The 22596-nt window shown below is 68.3% G+C and carries 24 protein-coding genes; 19 read left to right on the forward strand and 5 right to left on the reverse strand.

The features are described 5' to 3' along the window. Nucleotides 1–375: 375 nt before the first annotated feature. The 3 genes from F3K02_RS12275 to petA (F3K02_RS12285) all read left to right on the forward strand — a co-directional run bounded on the left by F3K02_RS12275 (nt 376) and on the right by petA (F3K02_RS12285) (nt 3043). Entirely contained in the window at nt 376–975 is a 600-nt protein-coding gene (locus F3K02_RS12275) for a class I SAM-dependent methyltransferase (RefSeq protein WP_177135915.1), read from the forward strand. A 29-nt stretch (nt 976–1004) separates the two neighbouring features. Beyond that, complete coding sequence (locus F3K02_RS12280) at nt 1005–2324, forward strand: DUF3422 family protein (RefSeq protein ID WP_177135916.1); 1320 nt, start codon at nt 1005–1007, stop codon at nt 2322–2324. 101 nt (nt 2325–2425) lie between these two features. Then, nucleotides 2426–3043 carry a ubiquinol-cytochrome c reductase iron-sulfur subunit gene (gene petA, locus F3K02_RS12285; RefSeq protein ID WP_177135917.1) on the forward strand — a complete coding sequence of 206 codons (618 nt, stop codon included), beginning with the start codon at nt 2426–2428 and terminating at the stop codon, nt 3041–3043. A 38-nt stretch (nt 3044–3081) separates the two neighbouring features. On the opposite strand, the gene F3K02_RS12290 is transcribed toward petA (F3K02_RS12285), so the two are convergent. Together F3K02_RS12290 and F3K02_RS12295 are read right to left on the reverse strand one after the other, a co-directional pair. Continuing rightward, nucleotides 3082–3846, reverse strand: coding sequence for a DUF4395 domain-containing protein (locus F3K02_RS12290; RefSeq protein WP_177135918.1), 765 nt, complete (start codon nt 3844–3846; stop codon nt 3082–3084). Between the two features lie 135 nt (nt 3847–3981). Then, on the reverse strand, nt 3982–5325 hold the full coding sequence (locus tag F3K02_RS12295; RefSeq protein ID WP_177135919.1) for a sigma-54 interaction domain-containing protein: 1344 nt from the start codon (nt 5323–5325) through the stop codon (nt 3982–3984). Nucleotides 5326–5532: 207 nt separating this feature from the next. Between F3K02_RS12295 and F3K02_RS12300 the strand changes: the two genes are divergently transcribed. From F3K02_RS12300 to F3K02_RS12340, 9 genes are all read left to right on the forward strand, one after another. Further along, nucleotides 5533–7263 carry a tetrathionate reductase family octaheme c-type cytochrome gene (locus tag F3K02_RS12300; protein ID WP_177135920.1) on the forward strand — a complete coding sequence of 577 codons (1731 nt, stop codon included), beginning with the start codon at nt 5533–5535 and terminating at the stop codon, nt 7261–7263. After that, nucleotides 7256–7954, forward strand: coding sequence for a cytochrome b/b6 domain-containing protein (locus F3K02_RS12305; protein ID WP_177135921.1), 699 nt, complete (start codon nt 7256–7258; stop codon nt 7952–7954). Before F3K02_RS12300 ends, F3K02_RS12305 begins: the two co-directional genes overlap by 8 nt. A gap of 10 nt (nt 7955–7964) precedes the next feature. Then, entirely contained in the window at nt 7965–8585 is a 621-nt protein-coding gene (gene petA / locus F3K02_RS12310) for a ubiquinol-cytochrome c reductase iron-sulfur subunit (RefSeq protein ID WP_177135922.1), read from the forward strand. Between the two features lie 59 nt (nt 8586–8644). Beyond that, nucleotides 8645–9298, forward strand: a complete 654-nt coding sequence (locus F3K02_RS12315; protein WP_177135923.1) for an MBL fold metallo-hydrolase — start codon at nt 8645–8647, stop codon at nt 9296–9298. A 44-nt stretch (nt 9299–9342) separates the two neighbouring features. Beyond that, complete coding sequence (locus F3K02_RS12320; protein WP_177135924.1) at nt 9343–9732, forward strand: DUF6858 family protein; 390 nt, start codon at nt 9343–9345, stop codon at nt 9730–9732. Nucleotides 9733–9884: 152 nt separating this feature from the next. Next, nucleotides 9885–10910 (forward strand): arsenic resistance protein, encoded by a 1026-nt coding sequence (locus F3K02_RS12325; RefSeq protein ID WP_177135925.1) that lies wholly within the window; start codon nt 9885–9887, stop codon nt 10908–10910. Beyond that, nucleotides 10894–11343, forward strand: coding sequence for a group II truncated hemoglobin (locus F3K02_RS12330; protein ID WP_177135926.1), 450 nt, complete (start codon nt 10894–10896; stop codon nt 11341–11343). The genes F3K02_RS12325 and F3K02_RS12330 overlap by 17 nt, the downstream gene beginning before the upstream one ends. After that, nucleotides 11340–11816 carry a hypothetical protein gene (locus tag F3K02_RS12335; RefSeq protein ID WP_177135927.1) on the forward strand — a complete coding sequence of 159 codons (477 nt, stop codon included), beginning with the start codon at nt 11340–11342 and terminating at the stop codon, nt 11814–11816. The genes F3K02_RS12330 and F3K02_RS12335 overlap by 4 nt, the downstream gene beginning before the upstream one ends. Before the next feature lie 38 nt (nt 11817–11854). After that, entirely contained in the window at nt 11855–12322 is a 468-nt protein-coding gene (locus F3K02_RS12340) for a PaaI family thioesterase (RefSeq protein ID WP_210828732.1), read from the forward strand. Nucleotides 12323–12479: 157 nt separating this feature from the next. Here the strand turns inward: F3K02_RS12340 and F3K02_RS12345 are convergent, their stop codons facing one another. Then, nucleotides 12480–12893, reverse strand: coding sequence for a DsrE family protein (locus F3K02_RS12345; protein ID WP_177135928.1), 414 nt, complete (start codon nt 12891–12893; stop codon nt 12480–12482). A gap of 134 nt (nt 12894–13027) precedes the next feature. Between F3K02_RS12345 and F3K02_RS12350 the strand changes: the two genes are divergently transcribed. The 5 genes from F3K02_RS12350 to F3K02_RS12370 all read left to right on the forward strand — a co-directional run bounded on the left by F3K02_RS12350 (nt 13028) and on the right by F3K02_RS12370 (nt 18599). Then, nucleotides 13028–13747 carry a class I SAM-dependent methyltransferase gene (locus F3K02_RS12350; RefSeq protein WP_177135929.1) on the forward strand — a complete coding sequence of 240 codons (720 nt, stop codon included), beginning with the start codon at nt 13028–13030 and terminating at the stop codon, nt 13745–13747. A gap of 130 nt (nt 13748–13877) precedes the next feature. Beyond that, nucleotides 13878–14852, forward strand: a complete 975-nt coding sequence (locus F3K02_RS12355; protein ID WP_177135930.1) for a LysR family transcriptional regulator — start codon at nt 13878–13880, stop codon at nt 14850–14852. Between the two features lie 105 nt (nt 14853–14957). Continuing rightward, nucleotides 14958–16382 carry an FAD-dependent tricarballylate dehydrogenase TcuA gene (gene tcuA, locus F3K02_RS12360; protein WP_177135931.1) on the forward strand — a complete coding sequence of 475 codons (1425 nt, stop codon included), beginning with the start codon at nt 14958–14960 and terminating at the stop codon, nt 16380–16382. Further along, nucleotides 16369–17550 carry a tricarballylate utilization 4Fe-4S protein TcuB gene (gene tcuB, locus F3K02_RS12365; RefSeq protein ID WP_177135932.1) on the forward strand — a complete coding sequence of 394 codons (1182 nt, stop codon included), beginning with the start codon at nt 16369–16371 and terminating at the stop codon, nt 17548–17550. The genes tcuA and tcuB overlap by 14 nt, the downstream gene beginning before the upstream one ends. 71 nt (nt 17551–17621) lie before the next feature. Continuing rightward, nucleotides 17622–18599: a Bug family tripartite tricarboxylate transporter substrate binding protein gene (locus tag F3K02_RS12370; RefSeq protein ID WP_177135933.1), complete on the forward strand. Its 978-nt coding sequence runs from the start codon at nt 17622–17624 to the stop codon at nt 18597–18599. Between the two features lie 15 nt (nt 18600–18614). Here F3K02_RS12370 and mnmA read toward each other — a convergent pair whose 3' ends face one another. Both mnmA and F3K02_RS12380 read right to left on the reverse strand, forming a co-directional pair. Beyond that, complete coding sequence (gene mnmA / locus F3K02_RS12375; protein WP_177135934.1) at nt 18615–19736, reverse strand: tRNA 2-thiouridine(34) synthase MnmA; 1122 nt, start codon at nt 19734–19736, stop codon at nt 18615–18617. 45 nt (nt 19737–19781) lie between these two features. Further along, nucleotides 19782–21041: an FAD-dependent oxidoreductase gene (locus F3K02_RS12380; protein ID WP_177135935.1), complete on the reverse strand. Its 1260-nt coding sequence runs from the start codon at nt 21039–21041 to the stop codon at nt 19782–19784. A gap of 212 nt (nt 21042–21253) precedes the next feature. On the opposite strand from F3K02_RS12380, the gene F3K02_RS12385 reads away from it, so the two are divergent. Both F3K02_RS12385 and ypfH read left to right on the forward strand, forming a co-directional pair. After that, nucleotides 21254–22081 carry a dioxygenase family protein gene (locus F3K02_RS12385; protein WP_177135936.1) on the forward strand — a complete coding sequence of 276 codons (828 nt, stop codon included), beginning with the start codon at nt 21254–21256 and terminating at the stop codon, nt 22079–22081. 21 nt (nt 22082–22102) lie between these two features. Beyond that, on the forward strand, nt 22103–22596 hold a 494-nt coding region (ypfH, locus tag F3K02_RS12390), incomplete at its 3' end, for an esterase (RefSeq protein WP_177135937.1).

Below are 22596 nucleotides of genomic sequence, written 5' to 3' on the forward strand. Positions count from 1 at the left end.
TCCAGGCCGTGGGCACCGCCTTGCGCACACGGATCGGCGGGTCGCGTTCCCACAGCCCTGGCGGCTCCGGCATGGCGCGGGCGCGCGCCGGCAGGGTGGGGCCGTCGTTGTTTATAAATCTAACAATGGGTTAAAAAGAGAGACGGCACCCCGAACGGCCCCCCTACCCGGTCAAAAACCAGCACGCCGGGGTTGGCCACCCCGGCGCCCGCCGCCGCCCGCCCGGCCAGCGGTTTCGACGACATGGACGACGACATTCCGTTCTGATTTTTCACGATCCCTGACGCCACGCCTGTCCTCCCGGGCGTGGCCTTCACAACCCGCCCGGCGCGAGCCCGGCGGGTTTTCTTTGGGCGCGTGCGGTATCTTTGCCCCATGAACTTCTGGGATCAAAATTTCTCCGTCGCCGGCTTCAAGTACGGTACCGCGCCCAATGCGTTCCTCGTGGCGCAGGCGCACCGGCTGAAGCGGGGCAGCGAGGTGCTGGTGCCCGGTGACGGTGAAGGCCGCAACGGCGTCTGGCTGGCGCAGCAGGGCCACCGCGTGACCGCCATGGACGGCTCCGCCGTGGGCCTGCAGAAAGCGCAGACCCTGGCGACGGAACGCGGCGTGGCCCTTCAGACCGTGCTCGGTGATCTGACCGACTGGGCGCCAGCACCCGCGTCGTTCGACGCCGTGGTGCTGACCTTCGTGCACCTGCCGACCGCCATCCGCGCGGGCGCGCACCGGCGCCTGGCCGCAGGCCTGCGGCCGGGCGGCCTGCTCATCCTGGAGAGCTTTCACCCGCAGCAGCTGCAGCACCGCAGCGGTGGTCCGAAAGACGTGTCCATGCTCTACACCCCGGCGTTGCTGCGCGATGACTTTGCCGGGCTCGACGAGGTGATGGCCTGGCACGGCGAGGCCACGCTGGACGAGGGCCCGGGCCACCAGGGCCTGGCGCATGTGACGCGCTGGATCGGTCAGGCGAGCGCCTGACCGTCACGCCGGGACGGCACAATCACGCCATGGAACCCACGCCTTCCCTGTTGCCCGCCAGCGATCCGCAGCGCGAGCTGCTGCACAACGAGGTGCACGCCCGCCCGCCGGCCCGTATCCACTTGCCCGCGCTGTTGACCTATGTGGCGGTGTTCAACGAGGGCGTGGACCGCGAGCAGGAATGCGCGCTGCTGCGCCGGTTGCCCGGGCAGGCCGCGCTCACGGTGGACGATCTGCACGGCAACTTCCTGCGCCTGCGCCTGCCGGGCTACACGCTCAAGTGGGAACGCCACACCGAGTTCACCCGCTATTCCATCGTGCAGCCATTGCCCGAAAACTGCGGGCTGGGCACCCGCGAGCCCGATCTGCCGACGCACATCGCCACGCCGCCGGGCTGGCTGGCGGCCATTCCCGGGCGCACCTTCGCGGCCATCCAGCTGGTCATGCTGGAGGACACGATCAGTCCGCCCGCGCCGGCGCTGGCCCAGGCGCGCACCTGGCTCGGTGAGCACACCGTGGTGGCTTCGCTCATGGGCAACAACGCGCATTCGCTGGCCGTGACCGACTTCTGGCTGCGCCCCTGTGGCTTCGAGCGCATGCTGGTGATCGGTCCGCCCGGCACCTCGGAAACCCGCGCCGGCCGCATCGCGGCGCGCCTGTTCGAGCTGGAGACCTACCGCCTGATGGCGCTGCGGGCGCTGCCCGTGGTCAAGGAACTGGCGCCGTTGCTGGCCCGTTCCGAACGCCAGCTGGCCGACATCACCGCCCAGCTGGAGAACAAGGGCGCCTCGGACCAGGCGCTGCTCGACACCCTGGTCTCGCTGGCCGGTGGTGTGGAGCGCGCGACGGCCGAAAACGTCTACCGTTTCGCGGCCACGCGCGCCTACGACACGCTGGTGAGTCAGCGCACGGCCGAACTGCGCGAGCAGCCCATCCCGGGCACGCAGACGCTGGGCGAGTTCATGCAGCGCCGGCTCTCGCCGGCCATGGCCACGGTGGCTGCAACGGCGCAGCGTCTGGCGTCCTTGTCCGAGCGCATCACACGCACCAGCGCGCTGCTGCGCACGCGCGTGGACATCGCCACCGAAGAGCAGAACCAGCAACTGCTGGCCAAACTCACCAAAGGGCAGGAAATGCAGCTCAGGCTGCAGAGCACGGTGGAAGGCCTGTCGATCGCGGCGATCTCGTACTACGTGATCAGCCTCCTGCTCTACCTGGGCAAGGCCGGCAAGGCCGCGGGCCTGCCGATCAACCCCGAGATGGCCGCCGGGGCCTTGATTCCACTGGTGCTGTGGGCGGTGTGGCGCACCACCAAGCGCATCCACGAGAAGCTGCACGCTGAGCACTGAGTCCGTTCTGGTCTGAACCTTCGGCAGCGCGCCGGCTCCAACTCCGGCGCGGCGCCCGCCGCTGGCGAACGCTGCACTCCTTCAACCCACAGGAGAGCACCATGAACACCCACACCTTGCCCTCACTGGCCGCCGATGCGGCCGAACACGATGCCGAGCGCCGCATCTGGCTGCGGCTCGCCACCACCCTCGGTGGCGTGGCCACGGTGGGCGTGGCGGTGCCATTCGTGGCCAATTTCGCGCCCAGCGAACGCGCGAAGGCACAGGGGGCGCCGGTCGAGGTCGACATCAGCGATGTGGCCCCCGGCAGCCTGAAAACGGTGGAGTGGCGGGGCAAACCGGTGTGGATCCTGCGTCGCACGCCCGACATGCTGGCCGCGCTCGAACAGACCGCCGATCTGGCCGACCCGGCGTCGGAGCGGGAGCAGCAGCCGCCCTATGCGACCAACAACGTCCGCTCCGTGAAACCCGAGGTGCTGGTGGTGGTGGGTATCTGCACCCACCTCGGCTGCTCCCCCACCAACCAGCCCGCCAGTTCGGACAACCCCAGCCTGCCGGCCGGCTGGAAGGGCGGCTTCTTCTGCCCCTGCCACGGCTCCACCTTCGACTACGCCGGGCGGGTGTTCCGGAACAAACCCGCGCCCAGCAACCTGGAAGTACCGCCCTACCAATTCCTGGCCGACAACCGCCTGTTGATCGGCGAGGATGGACAAGCCTGATCCGGTGGAGCCTCGGGCACGCGCCGCGTTGCGAGCGATCAGCTGCACCCGTTGTGCTGCTTCCACGTCTCTTCGTGGCCGATAGCCCTGGCGAAGGCGGGCACCTGGCAGCGTTCGGCGTCGGCCGCGCTGGCTTCGCCGGACGTGGGCTTGAGGCCCATGTCTTCCAGCGTCGCCATGTCGTCAAAGCCGCCCAGCGGACCGGTTTCATCCACCCAGGCCTTGGCCACGGTGAGGGTGCCCACGAACAGCACCAGCACGGCCATCTGCGACAGCGAGACGCCCCAGCCTTTTGGCGCCGGCATCTCGCACACGCCGCCCGGGCAGAGCTGGGCCTTTTCCCGATTGAACACGTTGTAGAGCTTGCAGCCCAGGCAGATGCCGAACGCGGTCTCGAAGAACATCAGCGTCAGGCAGCTCGCGCAGACCAGCATGTTCACCGGGCCCATGAAGCGGTTGAGCACCATCAGGTAGAGCATGGCCAGGCCCAGCAGCAGGCCTAGGCCCCAGGCAAAGCGCTTTTGTGGCGCGCCCACCCAGTCGGGCGTCTGCTTGCGCACGATCCAGCCGCCGACGATCATGCTCGGCGCCCAGCGCGGGTTGAGCATGCGTAGGGTCATGTCGATCAGGAACACGATCACGAACAGGCGCGTGGGCTGGTAGTTGGCCGTCAGCAGCGCGTTCATGAACGACACCACCGCCGGGAAAAACAGCAGGCCGGCGGCGGCGCGCACGGTGCGCTCGTTGACCACCCGCACCGGGTAGCCCTCGACGGTTTCTCCGAACTGGAAAAGTTCATTCATAGATATCTCCGAATATTCGGATTGTGATGTTATATGGGTCTGAGCGCGTTGTCGTGAGGACATTCCCGCAAGGCGTTCGATCCGCTGCCCAGCGGCTGAGCGTGGCCCGGGCCTGCGCGGATGGCGCCCAGCCTCTCAGGTCAGCGCTTTGAGCTTTCTGTAAAGCGAGCGCTCACTGATGCCAAGACGCTCAGCCAGCTCGGAGCGGCTGCCGGTGTGGCGCTCCACCATCTCGCGCAGGGCGGCGCGCTCCAGCGTCTTGAGGTCGGCGGGCCGCCCGTCCGGTGTCCCGCCCGGGCCGTCGGTCAGGGCGGGCAGGCCAGGGGGAGCCGCCGGGCGAAGCGCCGGACGGCGCCCGGTGGCGATCGCCTCGCGCACGTGTTCGGCTTCGATGCGCTCGCCGTCGCAGAGCAGGGCGGTGCGCTCCAGCAGGTTGCGCAGCTCGCGCACATTGCCGGGGAAGTCCTGCGCCTCCAGCACGGCGAGCGCGGCCGGGCTGAGCTGCAGGCGGCGCGGCGCGGCCACACGTTCCAGCAGGGCGGGCGCGAGCAGCGCCACGTCGCCGCTGCGATCACGCAGCGAGGGCAGCTGGATCGGGAAGGTGCACAGGCGGTAGTACAGGTCTTCGCGGAAACGGCCCTCGGCCACCATGCGCTCCAGATCGCGGTGCGTGGCCGAGACCACGCGGATGTCGGCGTGGCGCAGGTCGGTGCTGCCGACGCGGCGGTAGGTGCCGGTTTCCAGCAGCCGCAACAGCTTCACCTGCATGGGCAGCGGGATGTCGCCCACCTCGTCGAGGAACAGCGTGCCACCGCTGGCGGCCTCGACCAGACCGCCCTTGGCCGTGCTGGCGCCCGTGAAGGCCCCGCGCTCGTGGCCGAACAGTTCGGACTCGAACAGGTTTTCCGGCAGGCTGGAACAGTCCACCGCCACCAGCGGCTTGCCCGCGCGCGGGCTGGCTTCGTGCACCGCGCGCGCCACCAGTTCCTTGCCGGTGCCCGACTCACCCAGCAGCAGCACCGTGGCGCGCGAGGGCGCCACCCGCGCGACCAGCGCGAGCATGCGCTGGAAGGCCTCGGAGCGGCCGATCAGCCCCTGGGCCGAGGGCTGGCCCTGCGCCACACGCAGCGGCTCCATCTTCTCGACGTAAAACGCGGGTTGCCCGTCCGGCCCGGGCAGGGGCGAGAGCTCGATGTTCACGTACTCCTCGCCCTGGGGGGTGTGGTGCAGGTGCAGCACACGCTCACGCTGGCCCGAGGCGCGCGACTGCGCCAGCGGGCAGGACTCCCCAGCCTGGTCGCAGGGCACGGCGAAATGGTGCGAGACCTCGTAACAACAGCGCCCGACCACGCTGCGCTCCGGGCTGTACTGGCGCCGGTAGGCCGCGTTGGCCGCCAGGATGCGGTACTGCGCGTCGAACAGGATGTGCGGCTCGGGCAGGCCTTCGAGAAAGGCAGTGAGTTCGGGCAGAGGCTTCATGTGGGCTCCCAGGCGCGACGGCGCCGGCAGTAGCAACTGCCATTGTCTGTCATTTTTGGCAGGTATGGGGGTCTGATGAACCTGTGGCCGAGTGGTTGAAATGGCTAAGTCATTGATATGTAGAGGTTTTTTCTGACCATAGGTGGTGGCACGGTTCTTGGAGGCGAGGGGTCTGATTCCATCCACCCCCAGAGCAGGAGACAAGACATGAAAAGCCCCACCGGGAAACACCCTCCACCGCCGCGACAGCGGCGCGCCACCTGGCGTCTGCTGGCCGCGCTGTTGAGCTGGTCGCTCGCCGGCAGCGCTGCGCTGGCCAACCCGGCACCGGCCGTCCCAGCGGCCGAACCCAGCGCTGCCGCCGTCCTGGCCGCGGCACCGAAGAAGTCCAAATCCACCGCCGACCACAGCAAGTTCAAGGAACTGCAGGGTCCGTTTGCGAGCGGTTCCGAAGTCACCAAGGCCTGCCTGAGCTGCCACACCGAAGCCGGCAAACAGGTCATGGGCACACGCCACTGGACCTGGGAATACACCAACCCGGACACCGGGCAGAAGCTGGGCAAGAAGACCATGCTCAACAGCTTCTGCATCGGCGACCGATCCAACGAAGCCTTCTGCCAGGCCTGCCACGTCGGTTACGGCTGGAAGGACGACAAGTTCGACTTCCACAACGAGAGCAAGGTGGATTGCCTGGTCTGCCACAACAGCGGCGGCTACAAGAAGCCCGCGGGCATGGCCGGCGAGGTGCCCACCGAGCGCACCGAACTGCCGCCGGGGTCGGGCAAGTTCATCGACCCGGTGGACCTGGCCATGGTGGCCAAACATGTGGGCAAGACCCGCACGGCCAACTGCGGCACCTGCCACTACAACGGCGGCGGCGGCGACGGCGTGAAGCACGGCGACCTCGACTCCTCGCTCAACAAGGCCAGCAAGGAACTGGATGTGCACCTGGCGAGCAAGGCCAGCGGTGGCGCCGGTTTCACCTGCGCCACCTGCCACCAGTCCGACGGCCACCAGATCGCGGGCAGCCGCATCAGCATGACCGCCTCCGACCCGCACGGCCCGATGCTGCGCGGCGACACGGTGCACGCCGGCCGCAACGCCGCCACCTGCCAGAGCTGCCACGGCGACAAGCCGCACAAACAGCCCTCGCTGAGTGTGGAGCTGCTCAACAACCACACCAGCAAGCTCGCCTGCCAGAGCTGCCACATCCCCGAATTTGCGCGCGGCGGCGTGGCCACCAAGATGGCCTGGGACTGGTCCACCGCAGGCCAGCTCACGCCCGAAGGCAAGCCGATCCAGAAGAAGGACGAACACGGCCACGTCATCTACGACAGCAAGAAGGGCAACTTCAAGCTGGCTGAAAACGTGGTGCCCGAGTACCTGTGGTTCAACGGCCAGGTGAACTACACCACGCAGGACATGAAGATCGACCCGACCCAGGTGCTCAAGATCAACAGCTTCATGGGCAGCCCCGACGACCCGAAGGCGCGCATCTGGCCGGTCAAGCGTTTCGAGGGCAAACAGCCCTACGACAAGGTGCACCTTCAACTGCTGGTGCCGCACACCGCCACGCCCGACGACACCGCGTTCTGGTTCAACTTCGACTGGAACAAGGCTTTGCAGACCGGTGCCACCGCCACCGGGCAGCCCTACAGCGGGCAGCACGACTTCGTGAAGACCGAGATGCTCTGGCCCATCACCCACATGGTCGCGCCGTCGAAGAACGCGGTGGCTTGCGCCTCGTGCCACACCGGCCCAACCAAGAGCCGCCTGGGCGACCTGCCCGGCGTCTACCTGCCCGGGCGCGACAGCCAGCCCTGGATCGACCGCCTCGGTTGGCTTGCCGTGGTGGGCGCCGTCGCCGGCGTGCTGCTGCACACCGCCGCCCGCCTGCTGACCCGTCGTCGCAAAAACCAGGAGAACCGCCATGTCTGAGACCACCGCATCCGTGGCCAGCGTCGCCGACGCGGCCAGCCACTCCCCCGCCCGCATCTACATCTACAAGCGCTACGAGCGATTCTGGCACTGGTCGCAGGCGCTGCTGATCATCACCATGCTCATCAGCGGCTTCGAGGTGCACGGCAGCTATGCGCTGCTGGGCTTCGAGCCCGCGGTGCGCCTGCACACGCTGGCCGCCTGGCTGCTGCTCATCCTCTGGGCCTTCACCATCTTCTGGCAGTTCACCACCGGCGAATGGCGCCAGTACCTGCCGACGCACAAGCGGGTGATGGCGATGGCGACCTACTACAGCTGGGGCATGTTCCGCGGCGAGCCGAACCCGTTCCACAAGACCGTGCAGAAGAAGCACAACCCCTTGCAGCGTCTGGCCTACCTGGGCCTGCTGGCCATGATCTCGCCGCTGATCTGGGGCTCGGGCCTGCTCTACCTGTTCCGCGCCTTCTGGCCCTCGCTCGGCATTGACCAGTGGCTCACGCTGGCGTGGGTGGCCTGGGCGCACACGGCGGGGGCTTTCCTGATGCTCACCTTCTTCATCGTGCACGTCTACCTGACCACCACCGGTCACACCCCCACCGCGCACATCAAGTCCATGGTGACGGGCTGGGAAGAGCTGCACGACGACGCCCATTCCGCGGACACCTCGTCCGCTCCGCCGCAAGGCCATTGAGAGGTTTTCCATGTCACACGCCCCTGCATTGCCTTTGCCTCCCGATTCCGGCATGGACCCGGAACGCCGCACCTGGCTGCTGGCCACCAGCGCCATGGGTGTGGCGGCCACCGCCGCCGTCGCGGTGCCCTTCGTGTCCAGCTTCGCCCCCAGCGAGCGGGCCAAGGCGCAGGGGGCGGCCGTGACCATGGACCCCTCGGTCGTCGAACCCGGCGAGCTGAAGACCGTCGAATGGCGTGGCCAGCCGGTGTGGGTGTTGCGGCGCACGCCGGAGATGCTCGCCAGCCTGGAGGGAACCACCGACCTGGCCGACCCGGCCTCCGAAAAAGAGCAGCAGCCCGACTACGCGACCAACACCCACCGCTCCATCAAGCCCGAGGTGTTTGTGACGGTGGGCATCTGCACGCACCTGGGCTGCTCGCCCGTGACACTGCCGCAAGGCACGGCCAACCCGAGCGTGCCGGCCGACTGGAAGGGCGGGTTCTTCTGCCCCTGCCACGGCTCCACCTTCGACTTCGCGGGCCGTGTGTTCAGGAACAAGCCCGCGCCCACCAACCTGGTCGTGCCGCCGCACAAATACCTCGCCGACGGCAGCCTGCTGATCGGCGAGGACGACAGCGGCGCCGCCTGATGCCTTTCGAGTGGAGCTCGGCATGATGTCCTGTGCACGGTTGTGAGAGGGAGCCTGAGGTGTTGTTCCGCATCCTGCACGACGAACGCAGCGGCGAGCTGAGCTATGTGCTGGCCGACAACGACGCACGCGAGGCCGTCGTGGTCGATCCGCGCAGCCGCGATCTGCCGGTGCTGCAGGCGCTGCTGGGCGAGCGCGACCTGCGCCTGCGCTGGGTGTTGCGCACCCACCAGCACGACCGCCTGCAGACCCGCGAACTTGACCGCCTGCGCAGCCTGGGCGCGCCCGTGGTGCAGGGCGAAGCCCGCGAAGGCACGCACACGGTGGCCGATGGCGAGCGCCTGCCTGTGGGGAACGAGACCCTGCGCGTGATCACCACGCCGGGCCACACCGCCGGCTGCCTGAGCTTCGTCTGGCGCGACCGTGTGTTCTGCGGCGGCCTGCTGGCCGTGGACGCCTGCCCGCACCAGCCGCACCCGGCAGACCCCGCCGCGCTGTGGGACAGCATCAACCTGCGCCTCTTCACCCTGCCCGACGAGACCCTGCTGTTCGCCGGCCACGAGCAGCGCGCGCGCGCCGTGAGCACCGTGCTGGAGCAGCGCCGCTGGCACCCCTTCTTTGCCCGGCAGACGCGCGATGCCTTCCTGGCCCGTGTCGCCGCGTTGCCAACGCACGCAGCCGAGGCACCCGGCCACAACACCCCGTCCGCCTGAACGGGCGGCGCCCTGTTTGCCCTTTTTTTTACTCCGGAGTTTTCATGAAGCAACTGCATTTCCAGGAAAAGTACCCCATCACCGTGGTGGACATCGCCAAGACCGAGACGACCTACAAAACCGTGGACGCCATCGCCGAGTACTTCAAGGCCTGCATCGCTGCGACGCCGCGCGTGAGCTACATCGCCACCTTCGACCACCTGGCCCACACCCGGGCCATCGGCGGCGACATCGCGCCCGGCATCCAGGCGGCGGTCAACGTGGTGTTCTGCTTTGGCCACGCGCTGCCCAACCCGCAAGTGCTGGCCGTGCGCCCGCGCTCCATCGGCATCGCCGACCTGGGCGAGCATTTCGTCATCAGCTTCATGGACGCGCCCATGAAACCCGCCAACGACGCCATGCAGGCCTGGACCTTGGCTTTACGGAACACATGAAACACCCCCGCCGCGCTGCGCGCGACCCCCTCAAGGGGGCGATGCGGTGCGGCCCGGCAAAGCCGGTTCCGCCGCATCCTGGGGGGAATGCACTTCGCGCCGCAGAGAGGGCTCACGCCCGCGTCTTGGAACATTGAACACAGGAAACAATCATGTGGAAAGTCCTCAACTGGGCGCAAAAAAATCTGGTCTGGAGCATCCCGATCGCCATGGTGGCGGGCCTGCTGTTCGGGCAGATGGCCGATCCGGCCTTCCTGCGCTGGGGCATCCTGCCGCTGACCTTCCTCATGGTCTATCCCATGATGGTCACGATGAACGTGCGCGACCTGCTCAAACCCGGGGGCAACCGGCTGCAGGGCACGACGCTGGCCGTCAACTTCGTGCTCATGCCCGCCGTGGGTTACGCCATGGGTCTGCTGTTTTTCGCCGACCAGCCCATGGTGCGGCTGGCGCTGCTGCTGACCGCGCTGCTGCCCACCTCGGGCATGACGATTTCCTGGACCGGCTTCGCCAAGGGCAATGTGCCGGCGGCGGTGAAGATGACCGTGGTCGGCCTGATCGCCGGTTCGCTGCTGGCGCCGGTCTACCTCAAGGCCCTGCTGGGCGCGGTGGTCGAGATCCCCGTGCTGCAGGTGTTCGGGCAGATCGCGCTGATCGTGTTTTTGCCGCTGGTGCTGGGCACGCTCACGCAGCGCTGGCTGACAGGCAGGCACGGCGAAGCGCACTTCAACCAGAAACTCAAGCCCAAGTTCCCGCCGATCTCCACGCTCGGCGTGCTGGGCATTGTCTTCGTGTCCATGGCGCTCAAGTCCCGGGACATCTTCGCCCACCCGGCCTTGCTGCCGAACCTGCTGCTGCCGCTGGCGCTGATGTACGCGCTCAACTTCGCCATCAGCACGCTGATCGGCAAGACCTTCTTCCAGCGCGGCGACGCCATTGCCCTGGTCTACGGCACCGTCATGCGCAATCTCTCGATCGCGCTGGCGATTGCCATGGGCGTGTTCGGTGAGCAGGGCGCAGACGCCGCCCTGCTGATTGCGCTCGCCTACATCGTCCAGGTGCAGGCTGCCGCCTGGTACGTCAGGCTCACCGATCGGCTCTTTGGCGCCCCGCCCGTGGCGCCCCCCCCGCGGCCTCCAAAACCGCCTGAAAGGAAACCCCATGCCAACCAACCCTAGCGCTGTCACTCCCTACGACGCCCTCGGCGGCGCCGAAGGCCTGCATCGACTCGTCGACCGTTTCTACGAGTTGATGGACCAACTGCCCGAGGCTTATGCCGCGCGCCGCATCCACACCGAGAGCCTGGCCGGCGCCAATCAAGCCCTGCTCGAGTTTCTCTCCGGCTGGTTCGGCGGTCCGCCGCTCTACACCGAAAAGAAAGGCCATCCGCGCCTGCGCATGCGCCACGTGCCTTACGCCATCGGTCCCACCGAGCGCGACGAGTGGATGCTGTGCATGCGGACCGTGCTGACCGAACAGGTGGCCGACGAGCCCCTGCGTGCCGGCCTGCTCAACGCCTTCACGCAGATGGCCGACCACATGGTCAACACCGGGGACCGCGCCGGATGCGGCCATGGCCAGGCGCAAGGTCAGCATTGCGAGACCGTATGAAAAAGACCCTCATCGCCCTGACGCTGGCCTTTGCGCTGCCCTTGTGCGCACTCGCCGGCCCCATCGAACCCGGGCGGCCCCTGCCGGCGCTGCGCCTCAAGAACCAGCACGACCAGGAGTGGCTGATCCCGGCCAACACGCGCCTCGTGGTGTTCGCGGCCGGTCGCAAAGCCTCGAACCTGGTGATGGCGGTGCTCGGGCAGCAGCACCAGGGCTTTCTGGCCAGCCGCCACGCGGTCTACCTGGCCGACATGAGCCAGATGCCCGGCCTCATCACCCGCACCTTCGCCTTGCCCGCGTTGCGCGAGCAGCCCTTCGAGGTGGGCGTGTCGCTCGATGAAACCCTGCTCGCCGGCTGGCCGCGCCAGGCCGATGCGGTGACCCTCATCGGCCTCGAAGCCGGGCGCGTGACCCACTTCCAGTACGCCAGCAGCGAGGCGCAGCTGCGCACCGCGCTCGACCTGCCGCCCTGATTCCATTCACCCAACAACGAGCCCAAGAGGAGACCCCCATGGACGCCATCGACGCCTTCCAGGACCACTACCCCGACAACGTCGCGCACTGCTACGGCTGCGGCAGCCAGAATCCACACGGCCACCAGATCAAGACCGTGTGGGACGGCGACGAGACCGTCACCCGGTTCACGCCCGAGCCGTACCACACCTCGGTGCCCGGCTACGCCTACGGCGGGTTGATCGCCTCGCTCATCGACTGCCACAGCACCGGCACCGCCGCGGCCGCCATGTACCGGCAGGCCGGGCGCGACATGGACTCGCTGCCCGCATTCCGCTTTGTCACGGGTTCGTTGCACGTGGATTTTCTGAAGCCCACGCCCCTGGCCGGCGAGCTGGTGATCCGCGGACGCGTGAAAGAGATCAAGGGCCGCAAGGTGGTTGTCGAGACCACGGTGTCTGCGGGCGACGTGACCACCGCGCGTGGTGAGGTGGTCGCTGTGCAGATGCCAGAGAACTTTGGGTAGCACCCCCGCCGCGCTGCGCGCGACCCCCTCCAAGGGGCGATGCTGGCGGCCCGGCAAAGCCGGATCCGCGGCATCTCTGGGTTGGGGCACTTTGCTCCGAGCAACCCAAATCAAAACGGCGCCCCGAAGGGCGCCGTTCTTGCTTGGGCCAAGTCGATCAGAAGGCCAGGCTGTTCACACCGGGCTTGAGCAGGTGGGCCGCCACATCGGCCGGCTTGGCCGGGGTCACGCCGGGGATCAGGTCGGTGGGCTTGAGGCCGGTGTTCGGCAGGTACAGCGCACACAGCTCCACCTTGGCACCGGCCTTGATCACGCCTTGCAGCATCTGCTGCGTGCTCACGTCGCGCGGCTTGAGCTTCGGGCCTTCCTTGCCGACCACGGCCATGTCGCCCGCGGCGTCGCACAGCAGCACGCGCACACTGGCTTTCTGCTCCAGCGCCTGGCCGGCGAGCACCAGGCCCGCACCTTGTGCCATGGCGCTGCCGCTGTGGATGTTGACGAACAGCTCTTCGGCGTGGACGGTGCCGGTGGCAAGCAGGGCGGCGGTGCCCAGGGCGATCAGGTGCTTCATGCAGGAACTCCTTGAAATGTCGGTTGGTATTCCACCGCGATTGCGGTGGTTGCCGCCATTCTTTCTATACTGATTCTGGTATCCATGAGAAAACGCAAACCCATTGCAAATGCTGCGGATTCAAGAGCAACAAAATGAACGAACACAAGACCGACCCTGATCAACTGCCACTCGTGCGCGATGAGCTCGATGTGCTGGGCGACCTGGTGCCGCTGGCCGGGCAACGCATCATCGAACTGGGCTGTGGCAACGCGCGGCTGGCGCGCAGCCTGGTCGTGCGCCATGCGGGCAGCCAGGTGGTGGGGTTGGAGGTGGACGCTGCGCAGCACACCAAGAACGTTTCGAGTCCGCAGGAGCGGCTGTTGTTCGTGGCCGGCAGCGCCGAAGCCGTGCCGTTCCCCGACGCGGTCTTTGACGGTGCGATGATGCTCAAGAGCCTGCACCACGTGCCGCTCGACGGCATGGACGCGGCGCTGGCCGAGGTCGCTCGCGTGGTCAAACCCGGTGGCTGGTTCTACGTGAGCGAGCCGATCTTCGGCGGCGCGCTCAACGAGATCGTGCGCCTCTACAACGACGAGAACACCGTGCGGCGGGCCGCGCAGGACGCACTGGACCGCGCGCTGGCCGCCGGCACCCGCTGGGAGGCCGCGGGCGAGCGGCGTTTCGCGCAGCCCGTGCACTTCAAGGACCGGGCTGAGTTCGAGCAGCGCATGCTCTACCCCAGCTTCGCCGACCACCACATCACACCCGCACTGGTGGCGCGTGTGCGCGCCGCGTTCGATCCGCACTGCGGCCCCGACGGCGCGCACTTTGTGCGCCCCATGCACATTCGCTTGCTGCGCCGCAAAGGTTGACGGTGCACCCATGACCGGGTGAGTCCCCTTGTGCGAAGTGTCCGGGGTCGGCCAATAATCCACCGGGTAGAACGTCGACCAGTTCCCCTCTGCGGGACACCGGTTGTGCCACCCGAGACAAGGACGCTTCATGGAACTGCGGCAGTTGCGCTACTTCGTTCGCATCGTCGAGCTCGGCTCCATGAGCCGGGCGGCGGCGGACCTGGACATGGTGCAGTCCGCGCTCAGCCAGCAGATCACGCGGCTGGAAGGCGAGCTGTGCACGCGCCTGCTCCACCGCACGCCGCGCGGCGTGTCGCCCACCGAGGCGGGCGTGGCCTTCTTCCGGGAGGCGCAGCTTACCTTGCGCCACGCCGAGCAGGCCATGCGCGTCGCGCAGCAGGCGCGCCTGTCGGGCACCGTCAGCGTGGGGCTGGCGCCCACCACCTCGGCGGTGCTCGGGCTGCCGCTCATGCAGGCCATGCGCGAGCGTTACCCGGACGTGCGCCTGCACATGGTGGAGAGCATGTCGGGCCACCTCACCGCCATGCTCAACGCCCGCCAGCTCGACCTGGCGGTGCTGTTCGACACCCGGTTGCACCAGGCCCGGCAGGCCGGTGGCGGGCGGCGCTGGGGCATCCAGCCGCTGCTGGAGGAAGACCTGTTTCTCGTGCGCCGCGCTGGCGTGCCGCGCCTGCCCGCCGAGATTGCCATCGCCGACCTGGCCGACGAGCCGCTGATCCTGCCCACCGGCCCGCACGGTCTGCGCAGCACGCTGGACACGGCTTTCGCCGGCGCCGGCATCGCTCCGCGCGTGGTGCTGGAGGTGGACTCGCTCGCCATGGTGATGGCCGCGGTCGATGCCGGCCTGGGTTCCACGCTGCAGCCCTGGGCGGCCCTGGGCCGCTACCCGGACGCGGCGCAGCGCTTCCAGTGCGCGCGCCTCACCGACGCCCCCGCGCGCCGTGTGAACCTGCTGTGCACCCTGTCGGACGACGAGCTGTCCCCCGCCGCGCTGGCCGCGCGCGTGGTGCTGATCGATTGCGTGCGCACCCTGGTGGGCGAGGGGCGCTGGTTCGGCGCCACGGCCCTCGCCGCCGGGCCCGACACCCATCACACATCGTGATACCCCCATGACGTGAGCCCGCTGCACAGCGGGTGATGGTCTTTCTACATTCCCTCATGCGCTGGATGCGTTCCAGCGCCCCCTGAGAGAAAGCGAAGAAGACCCATGTCAACGGACCCCGACGTCCTGGTGATCGGCGGCGGCAACGCCGCCCTGTGCGCCGCCCTCATGGCGCGCGAGGCCGGAGCCAGCGTGCTGCTGCTCGAGGCCGCACCGCGCGAATGGCGCGGCGGCAACTCCGCCCACACCCGCAACCTGCGCTGCATGCACGACGCGCCGCAGGACGTGCTGGTCGACGCCTACCCCGAGGAAGAGTTCTGGCAGGACCTGCGGAAGGTCACCGGCGGCAAGACCAACGAGGCACTGGCCCGGCTGGTGATCCGCGCCTCGTCGAACTGCCGCGACTGGATGCGCCGCCACGGCGTGCATTTCCAGCCGCCGCTGTCGGGCGCGCTGCACGTGGCGCGCACCAACGCCTTCTTCATGGGCGGCGGCAAGGCGCTGGTGAACGCCTACTTCCGCAGCGCCGAGGCGCTGGGCGTGCGGGTGCGTTACGGGTCACCCGTGGACCGCATCGAGATGGACAACGGTCGCTTCGTCGCGGCCCACGTGAACGGCGAGCGCATCACCGCCAAGGCCTGTGTGCTGGCCGCCGGCGGCTTTGAATCGAACCGCGACTGGCTGCGCGAGGCCTGGGGTCAGAATCCGCGCGGCGAATGGCCGTCGGACAACTTCCTAATCCGTGGCACGGCCTTCAATCAGGGCGTGCTGCTGCGCCACCTGCTCGACGACCACGGCGCCGACCGCATCGGTGACCCGACGCAGGCGCACATGGTGGCGATCGACGCGCGCGCGCCGCTCTACGACGGCGGCATCTGCACGCGCATCGACTGCGTGTCGCTGGGTGTGGTGGTGAACCGCGACGCACAGCGCTTCTACGACGAGGGCGAGGACTTCTGGCCCAAGCGCTACGCGATCTGGGGCCGCCTGGTGGCGCAGCAGCCGGGGCAGATCGGCTACTCGATCATCGACAGCAAGGCCATCGGCCGCTTCATGCCGCCGGTGTTCCCGGGCGTCAAAGCCGACAGCCTGCCCGAGCTGGCGCAAAAACTCGGCCTCGATGAACACAGCTTCATGCGCACGCTGGACGGCTACAACGCCGCCTGCCGCGTGGGCACCTTCGACCACACCTCGCTCGACGACTGCCACACCGAAGGCATCACCCCGGCCAAGACGCACTGGGCGCGCCCCATCGACACCGCGCCGTTCTACGGCTACGCACTCAAGCCCGGCGTGACCTTCACCTACCTGGGCCTGCACACCGACGACACGGCCGCCGTGCGGTTCAACGGTGTGCCGAGCGACAACCTCTTCGTCGCCGGCGAAATGATGGCTGGCAACGTGCTGGGCCAGGGCTACACGGCGGGCGTCGGCATGAGCATCGGCACGGCGTTCGGCCGCATCGCCGGCACGAACGCGGCCCGGGCCGCTCGCGTCACCCCAACAGGAGCCCACCATGCACACGCTTGAAGCCCTCGCGCGCGACGCCAGCGCCCTGGCCAACGGCGAGACCGTGCTGTCCGCCCCCGAAACCGAAGTGGCGCGCCAGATGCAGATCTGCAACGCCTGCCGCTACTGCGAAGGCTTCTGCGCCGTGTTCCCGGCCATGACGCGCCGGCTCGAATTCGGCAAGGCCGACATCCACTTCCTGGCCAACCTCTGCCACAACTGCGGCGCCTGCCTGCACGCCTGCCAGTACGCGCCGCCGCACGAATTTGCGGTCAACGTGCCGCAGGCCATGGCGCAGGTGCGCGGCCAGACCTATGTGGACTACGCCTGGCCGCCGGCGCTGGGCGGCCTCTACCAGCGCCAGGGACTCACGCTGTCGCTGGCGCTGGCCGCCGGCCTCGCGCTCTTCCTGGTGCTGGCCGTGGTGCTCAACGGGCAAGGCCTGGGCGCGCTGTGGAGCGCGCCGGGCGGCAGCTTCTACGACCTCTTTCCGCACAACCTGCTTGTCGGGCTGTTCGCGCCGGTGTTCCTGTTTGCCACGCTGGCGCTGGCGCTGGGCGTGCGCCGCTTCTGGCGCGACCTGACGCCCGCCACCAGCGGCGCGCCGCTGTCGGCCCCCGCCACGGCCGAGGCGGCCGATGCCGTGCTGCGCCTGAAGTACCTGGACGGCGGCCACGGCGAGGGCTGCCACAACGAAGACGACGCCTACACGCTCTCGCGCAGGCGCTTCCACCACCTCACCTTCTACGGCTTCATCCTGTGTTTCGCCGCCACCAGCGTGGCCACGCTCTACCACTACCTGCTGGGCCAGCCCGCGCCCTACGACCTGCCCAGCCTGCCCAAGCTGCTGGGCGCGGTGGGCGGCGTGAGCCTGGCGCTGGGCACGGCGGGCCTGTGGCGGTTGAACCTGCGCCGCCACCCGCTGCTCGGCGACGCGGCGCAAAAGCCCATGGACCGCGGCTTCATCGCGCTGTTGTTCCTCACCGCCACCAGCGGCCTGGTCCTGTGGCTGGCGCGCGGTACGCCGGCCCTGGCGCTGACGCTGTGCCTGCACCTGGGTGCGGTGATGGCGCTGTTCGCCACGCTGCCCTACGGCAAGTTCGGCCACGGCATCTTCCGCACCGCCGCGCTGCTGCGCCACGCGGTGGAAAAGCGTCTGCCCAACCCCGTTGGCCTGGGCGCCGACTGAGCCGCCGCGCTGTTCGACCGTTTTCTTCCCCACGATTTCCACCCCACGAACCTCACCGAGGAGACCTCACCATGCAAAAACGACACTTCCTGCGCGCCACCACGCTCGCCCTTTCCTCCCTCGCGCTGGGCAGCCTAGCCCAGGCCCAGGACTTCCCGCCCAGGAAACCCGTCACCCTGGTGGTCGGCTTCGCGGCCGGCGGCGCGGCCGACTCGGCCGCGCGCCTGATCGCCAAGAAGCTGGGCGAGAACATCGGCCAGACCGTGATCGTGGAGAACAAGGGCGGCGCGGGTGGCAACATCGCGCACCAGTTCGTCGCCAAAGCAGCGCCCGACGGCTCGGTGCTGCTGTTCGGGTCCGTGGGCCCGCTCACCATCGCACCCCACCTGATGAAGCTGCCCTACGACCCCTTTGTGGACCTCACCCCCATCTCGGGCGGCGTGTACTTTCCCAACGTGCTCGTGGTGCACAAGGGCTTGGGCGTGAAGACGCTGGCCGAGTTCGTGCAGCTGGAGAAGAAAAAGCCCGGCAGTGTGGACTTCGCCTCCACTGGCGCGGGCTCCGCCTCGCACCTGGCGGGCGAGCTGTTCAACCAGCGCGCCGGCATCGATATGGTCCATGTGCCCTACAAGGGTGGCGCACCCGCTCTGCAGGACCTGCTGGGCGAGCGCATCGCCGCCTACTTCTCGGCACCGCCCACGGCAATGCCACACATCGAGAGCGGCAAACTCATACCGCTGGCCACCACCGGCCTCACGCGCCCGGCCTACCTGCCCAACATCCCCACCGTGGCCGAGGCCGGCTACCCAGGCTTTGAGGCACTGAACTGGTACGCCTTCGTGGCGCCGGGCAAGACCCCTGTGCCATTGCTCGATCGCTGGAACCAGGAGATCGTGAAGGCGCTGAACGACGCGGGCGTGAAGGACGCGTTGAAGCACCACGGGCTGACCCCACAGCCCACCACGCGCGCCGAGTTGGCGGCGTTCATGAAGAAGGAATCCACACAGTGGGCGGCCATCGTCAAGGAGCGCAAGATCACGGCCGATTGAGGCCGGCTGCGCCCGTCAGGGCAGGTTGAAGGCGTCGGTGGTGATGACGCCGCCGCCCAGGCAGACCTCGCCGTCGTAGAGCACGGCGCTCTGGCCCGGCGTCACCGCCCACTGCGGCTCGGCAAAACGCAGCGTGATGCCGGTGGCGTCGGTCTGCAGGGTGCAGGGCGCATCGGCCTGGCGGTAGCGTGTTTTCGCAGCGATGTCGGTGAGCTGCGGCGCCTCGCCCGCGACCCAGCTCAGGTCTTCGGCGCGCAGGCTGGGCGAGAGCAGCCAGGGGTGGTCGTGACCTTGCACCACCCAGAGGATGTTCTTGTCCATGTCCTTGCGCGCGACGAACCAGGGCTCGTGCTCGTTGCCGCCCTTCTGTGCGCCCTTCTCACGGATGCCGCCGATGCCCAGCCCTTGGCGCTGGCCCAGCGTGTAGAACGAGAGGCCCACGTGTTGGCCGATGGTGCGGCCGTTCGGGTCCTTGATCGGGCCGGGTTCCTTGGCGATGTAGCGGTTCAGGAAATCGCGGAAGGGCCGCTCGCCGATGAAGCAGATGCCGGTGCTGTCTTTCTTCTTCGCGTTCGGCAGGCCGATTTCGGCGGCGATGCGGCGCACCTCGGTCTTGGGCAGTTCACCCACCGGGAAAAGCGTCTTGCTCAGCTGCGCCTGGTTGAGCCGGTGCAAAAAGTAGCTCTGGTCCTTCAGCGGGTCCAGGCCCTTGAGCAGCTCGTGCTTCCCCGTCGATTCGTTCAGGCGAACGCGCGCGTAGTGGCCGGTCGCGATCTTCTCGGCGCCGAGGCGCATCGCATGGTCGAGGAAGGCCTTGAACTTGATCTCGGCGTTGCACAGGATGTCGGGGTTGGGCGTGCGCCCGGCCTGGTATTCGCGCAGGAATTCGGCGAACACGCGGTCCTTGTACTCGGCGGCGAAGTTGACGTGTTCGATCTCGATGCCGATCACGTCGGCCACCGCGGCCGCGTCCACGAAGTCGATGTTCGACGAGCAGTATTCGCCGTTGTCGTCATCTTCCCAGTTCTTCATGAAGATGCCGATGACCTCGTAGCCCTGTTCCTTGAGCAGGTGCGCGCTCACCGCGGAGTCCACGCCGCCGCTCAATCCCACCACCACACGCTGTTTCTTTGCCATGACGGGATTATCCCGCCGCCGGCGTGTCCTGCCGTTGCGTGGGGTTCAGCCGAGCATGGCCTTCCACATGCCGTTGCCCCAGCTGGTGGCGGCGGCACCCGAGCGGGCGTTGTGCTCCGGGTCCACCGTGAACTTGAGCTTGGGCGCCTCCCCGGGCGCCACGCTGGAGCTCACATTGATGTTGATCGCATCCTTGTGCGTCACGTTGGCCCAGCAGATGCCCAGCGGCAGCTCGACCGCTCCCGTGGCGGCGGCCGGGGTCTTGCCGGCGATGCGGTCCGTGATCGCCTCGGCCACCTGCTGGCCGCTGCCAAAAGCCACATGGCCACTCTTGGGCAGGGGCGAACCCTGCGAATCGCCGATCACGTAGATGCGTTCGTCGGCCTGGCTCTGGAAGCTCGGCAGCTTGACGTTGGCCCAGCGTTCGCCCAGCCCGGCCTGGCGGATCATCGCGGGCGCGCGCATCGGCAGGATCAGGTTGGCGTGCGCGAACGGCACATCGCCCGCCGAGGTGGCAAGCTGGCGCTTGCCCATATCCACCGCGGTGATGGCGGTGTCGGGCATGTATTCGATCTGGCTGGCGTACAGGCTCTTCATGCCATTCAGGATGGGTTTGGCGATCGGCAGCGGCATCGGGTTGGGGTTGGCGTCGATCAGGATGATCTTGCCCTTGGTGCCGCGCTGCTTCATCTGCTCGGCGATCAGGAAGGCGCGCTCGTAGGGCGCGGGTGGGCAGCGGTACGGCGGCTTGGGTGCGCTGATGACAAAGTTGCCGCCCTTGGCGAGGAACTCATCCACCTGCCGGCGCACCGCGATCTGCTCGAAAGCGCGAAAACCCACCGGCAGCTGCGCGCGCGCTTCGGCATAGCCCTGGATGCCGTCCTCCATGTATTCGACGCCGGGCGACAGCACCAGGAAGTCGTAGGGCAGGCGCTGCGTGGCGGTCACCACTTCGCGCTTGGCGCGGTCGATCGCGGTCACACGTTCGCGCACGCGCCGCGCGCCCAGCTGGTCGATGCGGGCGTAACTGCGCTGGAAATCGCTGGCGGGCTGGTGGCCGGCGATGAAGTGCGCGCTCAGCGGGCAGGACATGAAGCCCTCGTTGGGCTCGACCAGGGTCACGTCAGCGCCACCCGCGGCCAGCAGCCCGCGCACCGCACCCAGCCCGCCCCAGCCGCCGCCGACCACCACCACGCGCGGCTTGGCACCGGTGCCGATGGCTGCGCAGCCGGAGGCAAGGACGGCGACGCCGATGGCGGTGGCTTGAAGCACGTCGCGGCGGCGGGTGGTGAACGGCACAGGCATAGAGAAACTCCAGGTTGAAATACTGAACGGGGTATGGTTAATGCTAGAAGACCCCCCGGTGACAGAGACAGCGGACAAACCCGTAGGTCCCGGCGGCATCGGTCAACCCATTTCAACGCAGCGACCAATTCCATCGAACGATGCTCGCCCCGGGGTTCTCTACAGTGGGAACCGTTGCGGCGCCCATGCCTGCACGCTTCAGGAACCCCACCATGACCCACTGGCCCACGCTCTTCATCTCCCACGGCGCGCCCACCTTCGCCATCGACCCCGGCATCGCCGGCCCGGCGCTCACCGCGCTCGGCAAGACGCTGCCGCGCCCGAAGGCGGTGCTGGTGGTGTCGCCGCACTGGATGACGCGCGAGCCGCGCGTGGCCACCAGCGCCGCGCCGAAGACCGTGCACGATTTCGGCGGTTTCCCGGCCGCGCTCTACGAGTTGCAATACCCCGCGCCCGGTGCGCCCGAGGTGGCGCAGCGCGCCATCGAGGTGTTGCGCGCCGCGGGCTGGGCGGCCGAGGAGGATGTCCAGTGGGGGCTGGACCACGGTGCCTGGGTGCCGCTGCTGCACCTGTTGCCGCAGGCCGATGTGCCGGTCTTCCAGGTCTCGCTGCCGGCGCGGCTCGACGGCACGCGCGCCTACGCCCTCGGCCAGGCGCTGGCGCCGCTGGCCGACGAGGGCGTGCTCATCGTCGGTTCGGGCAGCCTCACGCACAACCTCTACGAAGTCCGTTTCGACGCGGCCGAGGCCGATGCCGAGGACTACGCGCTCGAGTTCTCGGCCTGGATCACGCAGGCCGTGTTGAACCGCGACCACGCCCGCCTGCAGCAGACCATGGCCATCGCGCCACACGCGCAGCGCGCCCACCCCACGCCCGAACACCTGTGGCCGCTCATGGTGGCCGCGGGCGCAGCGGGTGCTGAAGTGCCGGCCAAGCGCATCGAGGGTGGCATCACGCACGGCGTGCTGGCCATGGATTCGTACCTGTTCGGCGCACTGCCGCCGCCAGCGTCGGTGGCGGCCGACGCGCTGGCGGCCTGAAGCCCCACCTGGACAGACACCATGCAAGACGACCTCATCGTTCACCAGCCCACCGTGCCCGCGCGCCAGCTGGTGCTGCTGTTCCATGGCGTCGGCGCATCGCCCGAAGGGCTGCTGCCACTGGGCCAGGCGCTGGCCCGGCCCGACCGCTGGGTGGTGGCGGTGCGCTCGCCGTTCGCCTCCGACATGGGTGGCGGCTGGCAGTGGTTTTCGGTGCGCGGCATCGACGAGGCCAACCGCATCGAACGCGTCGTGGCGGTGATGCCGCGTTTCGTGCAGACCGTGAAGGACTGGCAGGCGCGCACCGGACTGGACGCCTCGGCCACAGCGCTGGCCGGTTTTTCGCAGGGGGCCATCATGGCGCTGGAGTCCACGCAGCATGCGCCACCACTCGCCGCGCGCGTGGTCGCCATGGCCGGGCGCTTCGCCCAGCCGCCGCGGCTGGCGCCGGATGGCACGGCGCTGCATTTCATCCACGGCGAGCAGGACCCGGTGATCGCGCCGGCCTTCAGCGT

The organism is Hydrogenophaga aromaticivorans, assembly GCF_013387465.1.
Classification (GTDB): domain Bacteria; phylum Pseudomonadota; class Gammaproteobacteria; order Burkholderiales; family Burkholderiaceae_C; genus Hydrogenophaga; species Hydrogenophaga aromaticivorans.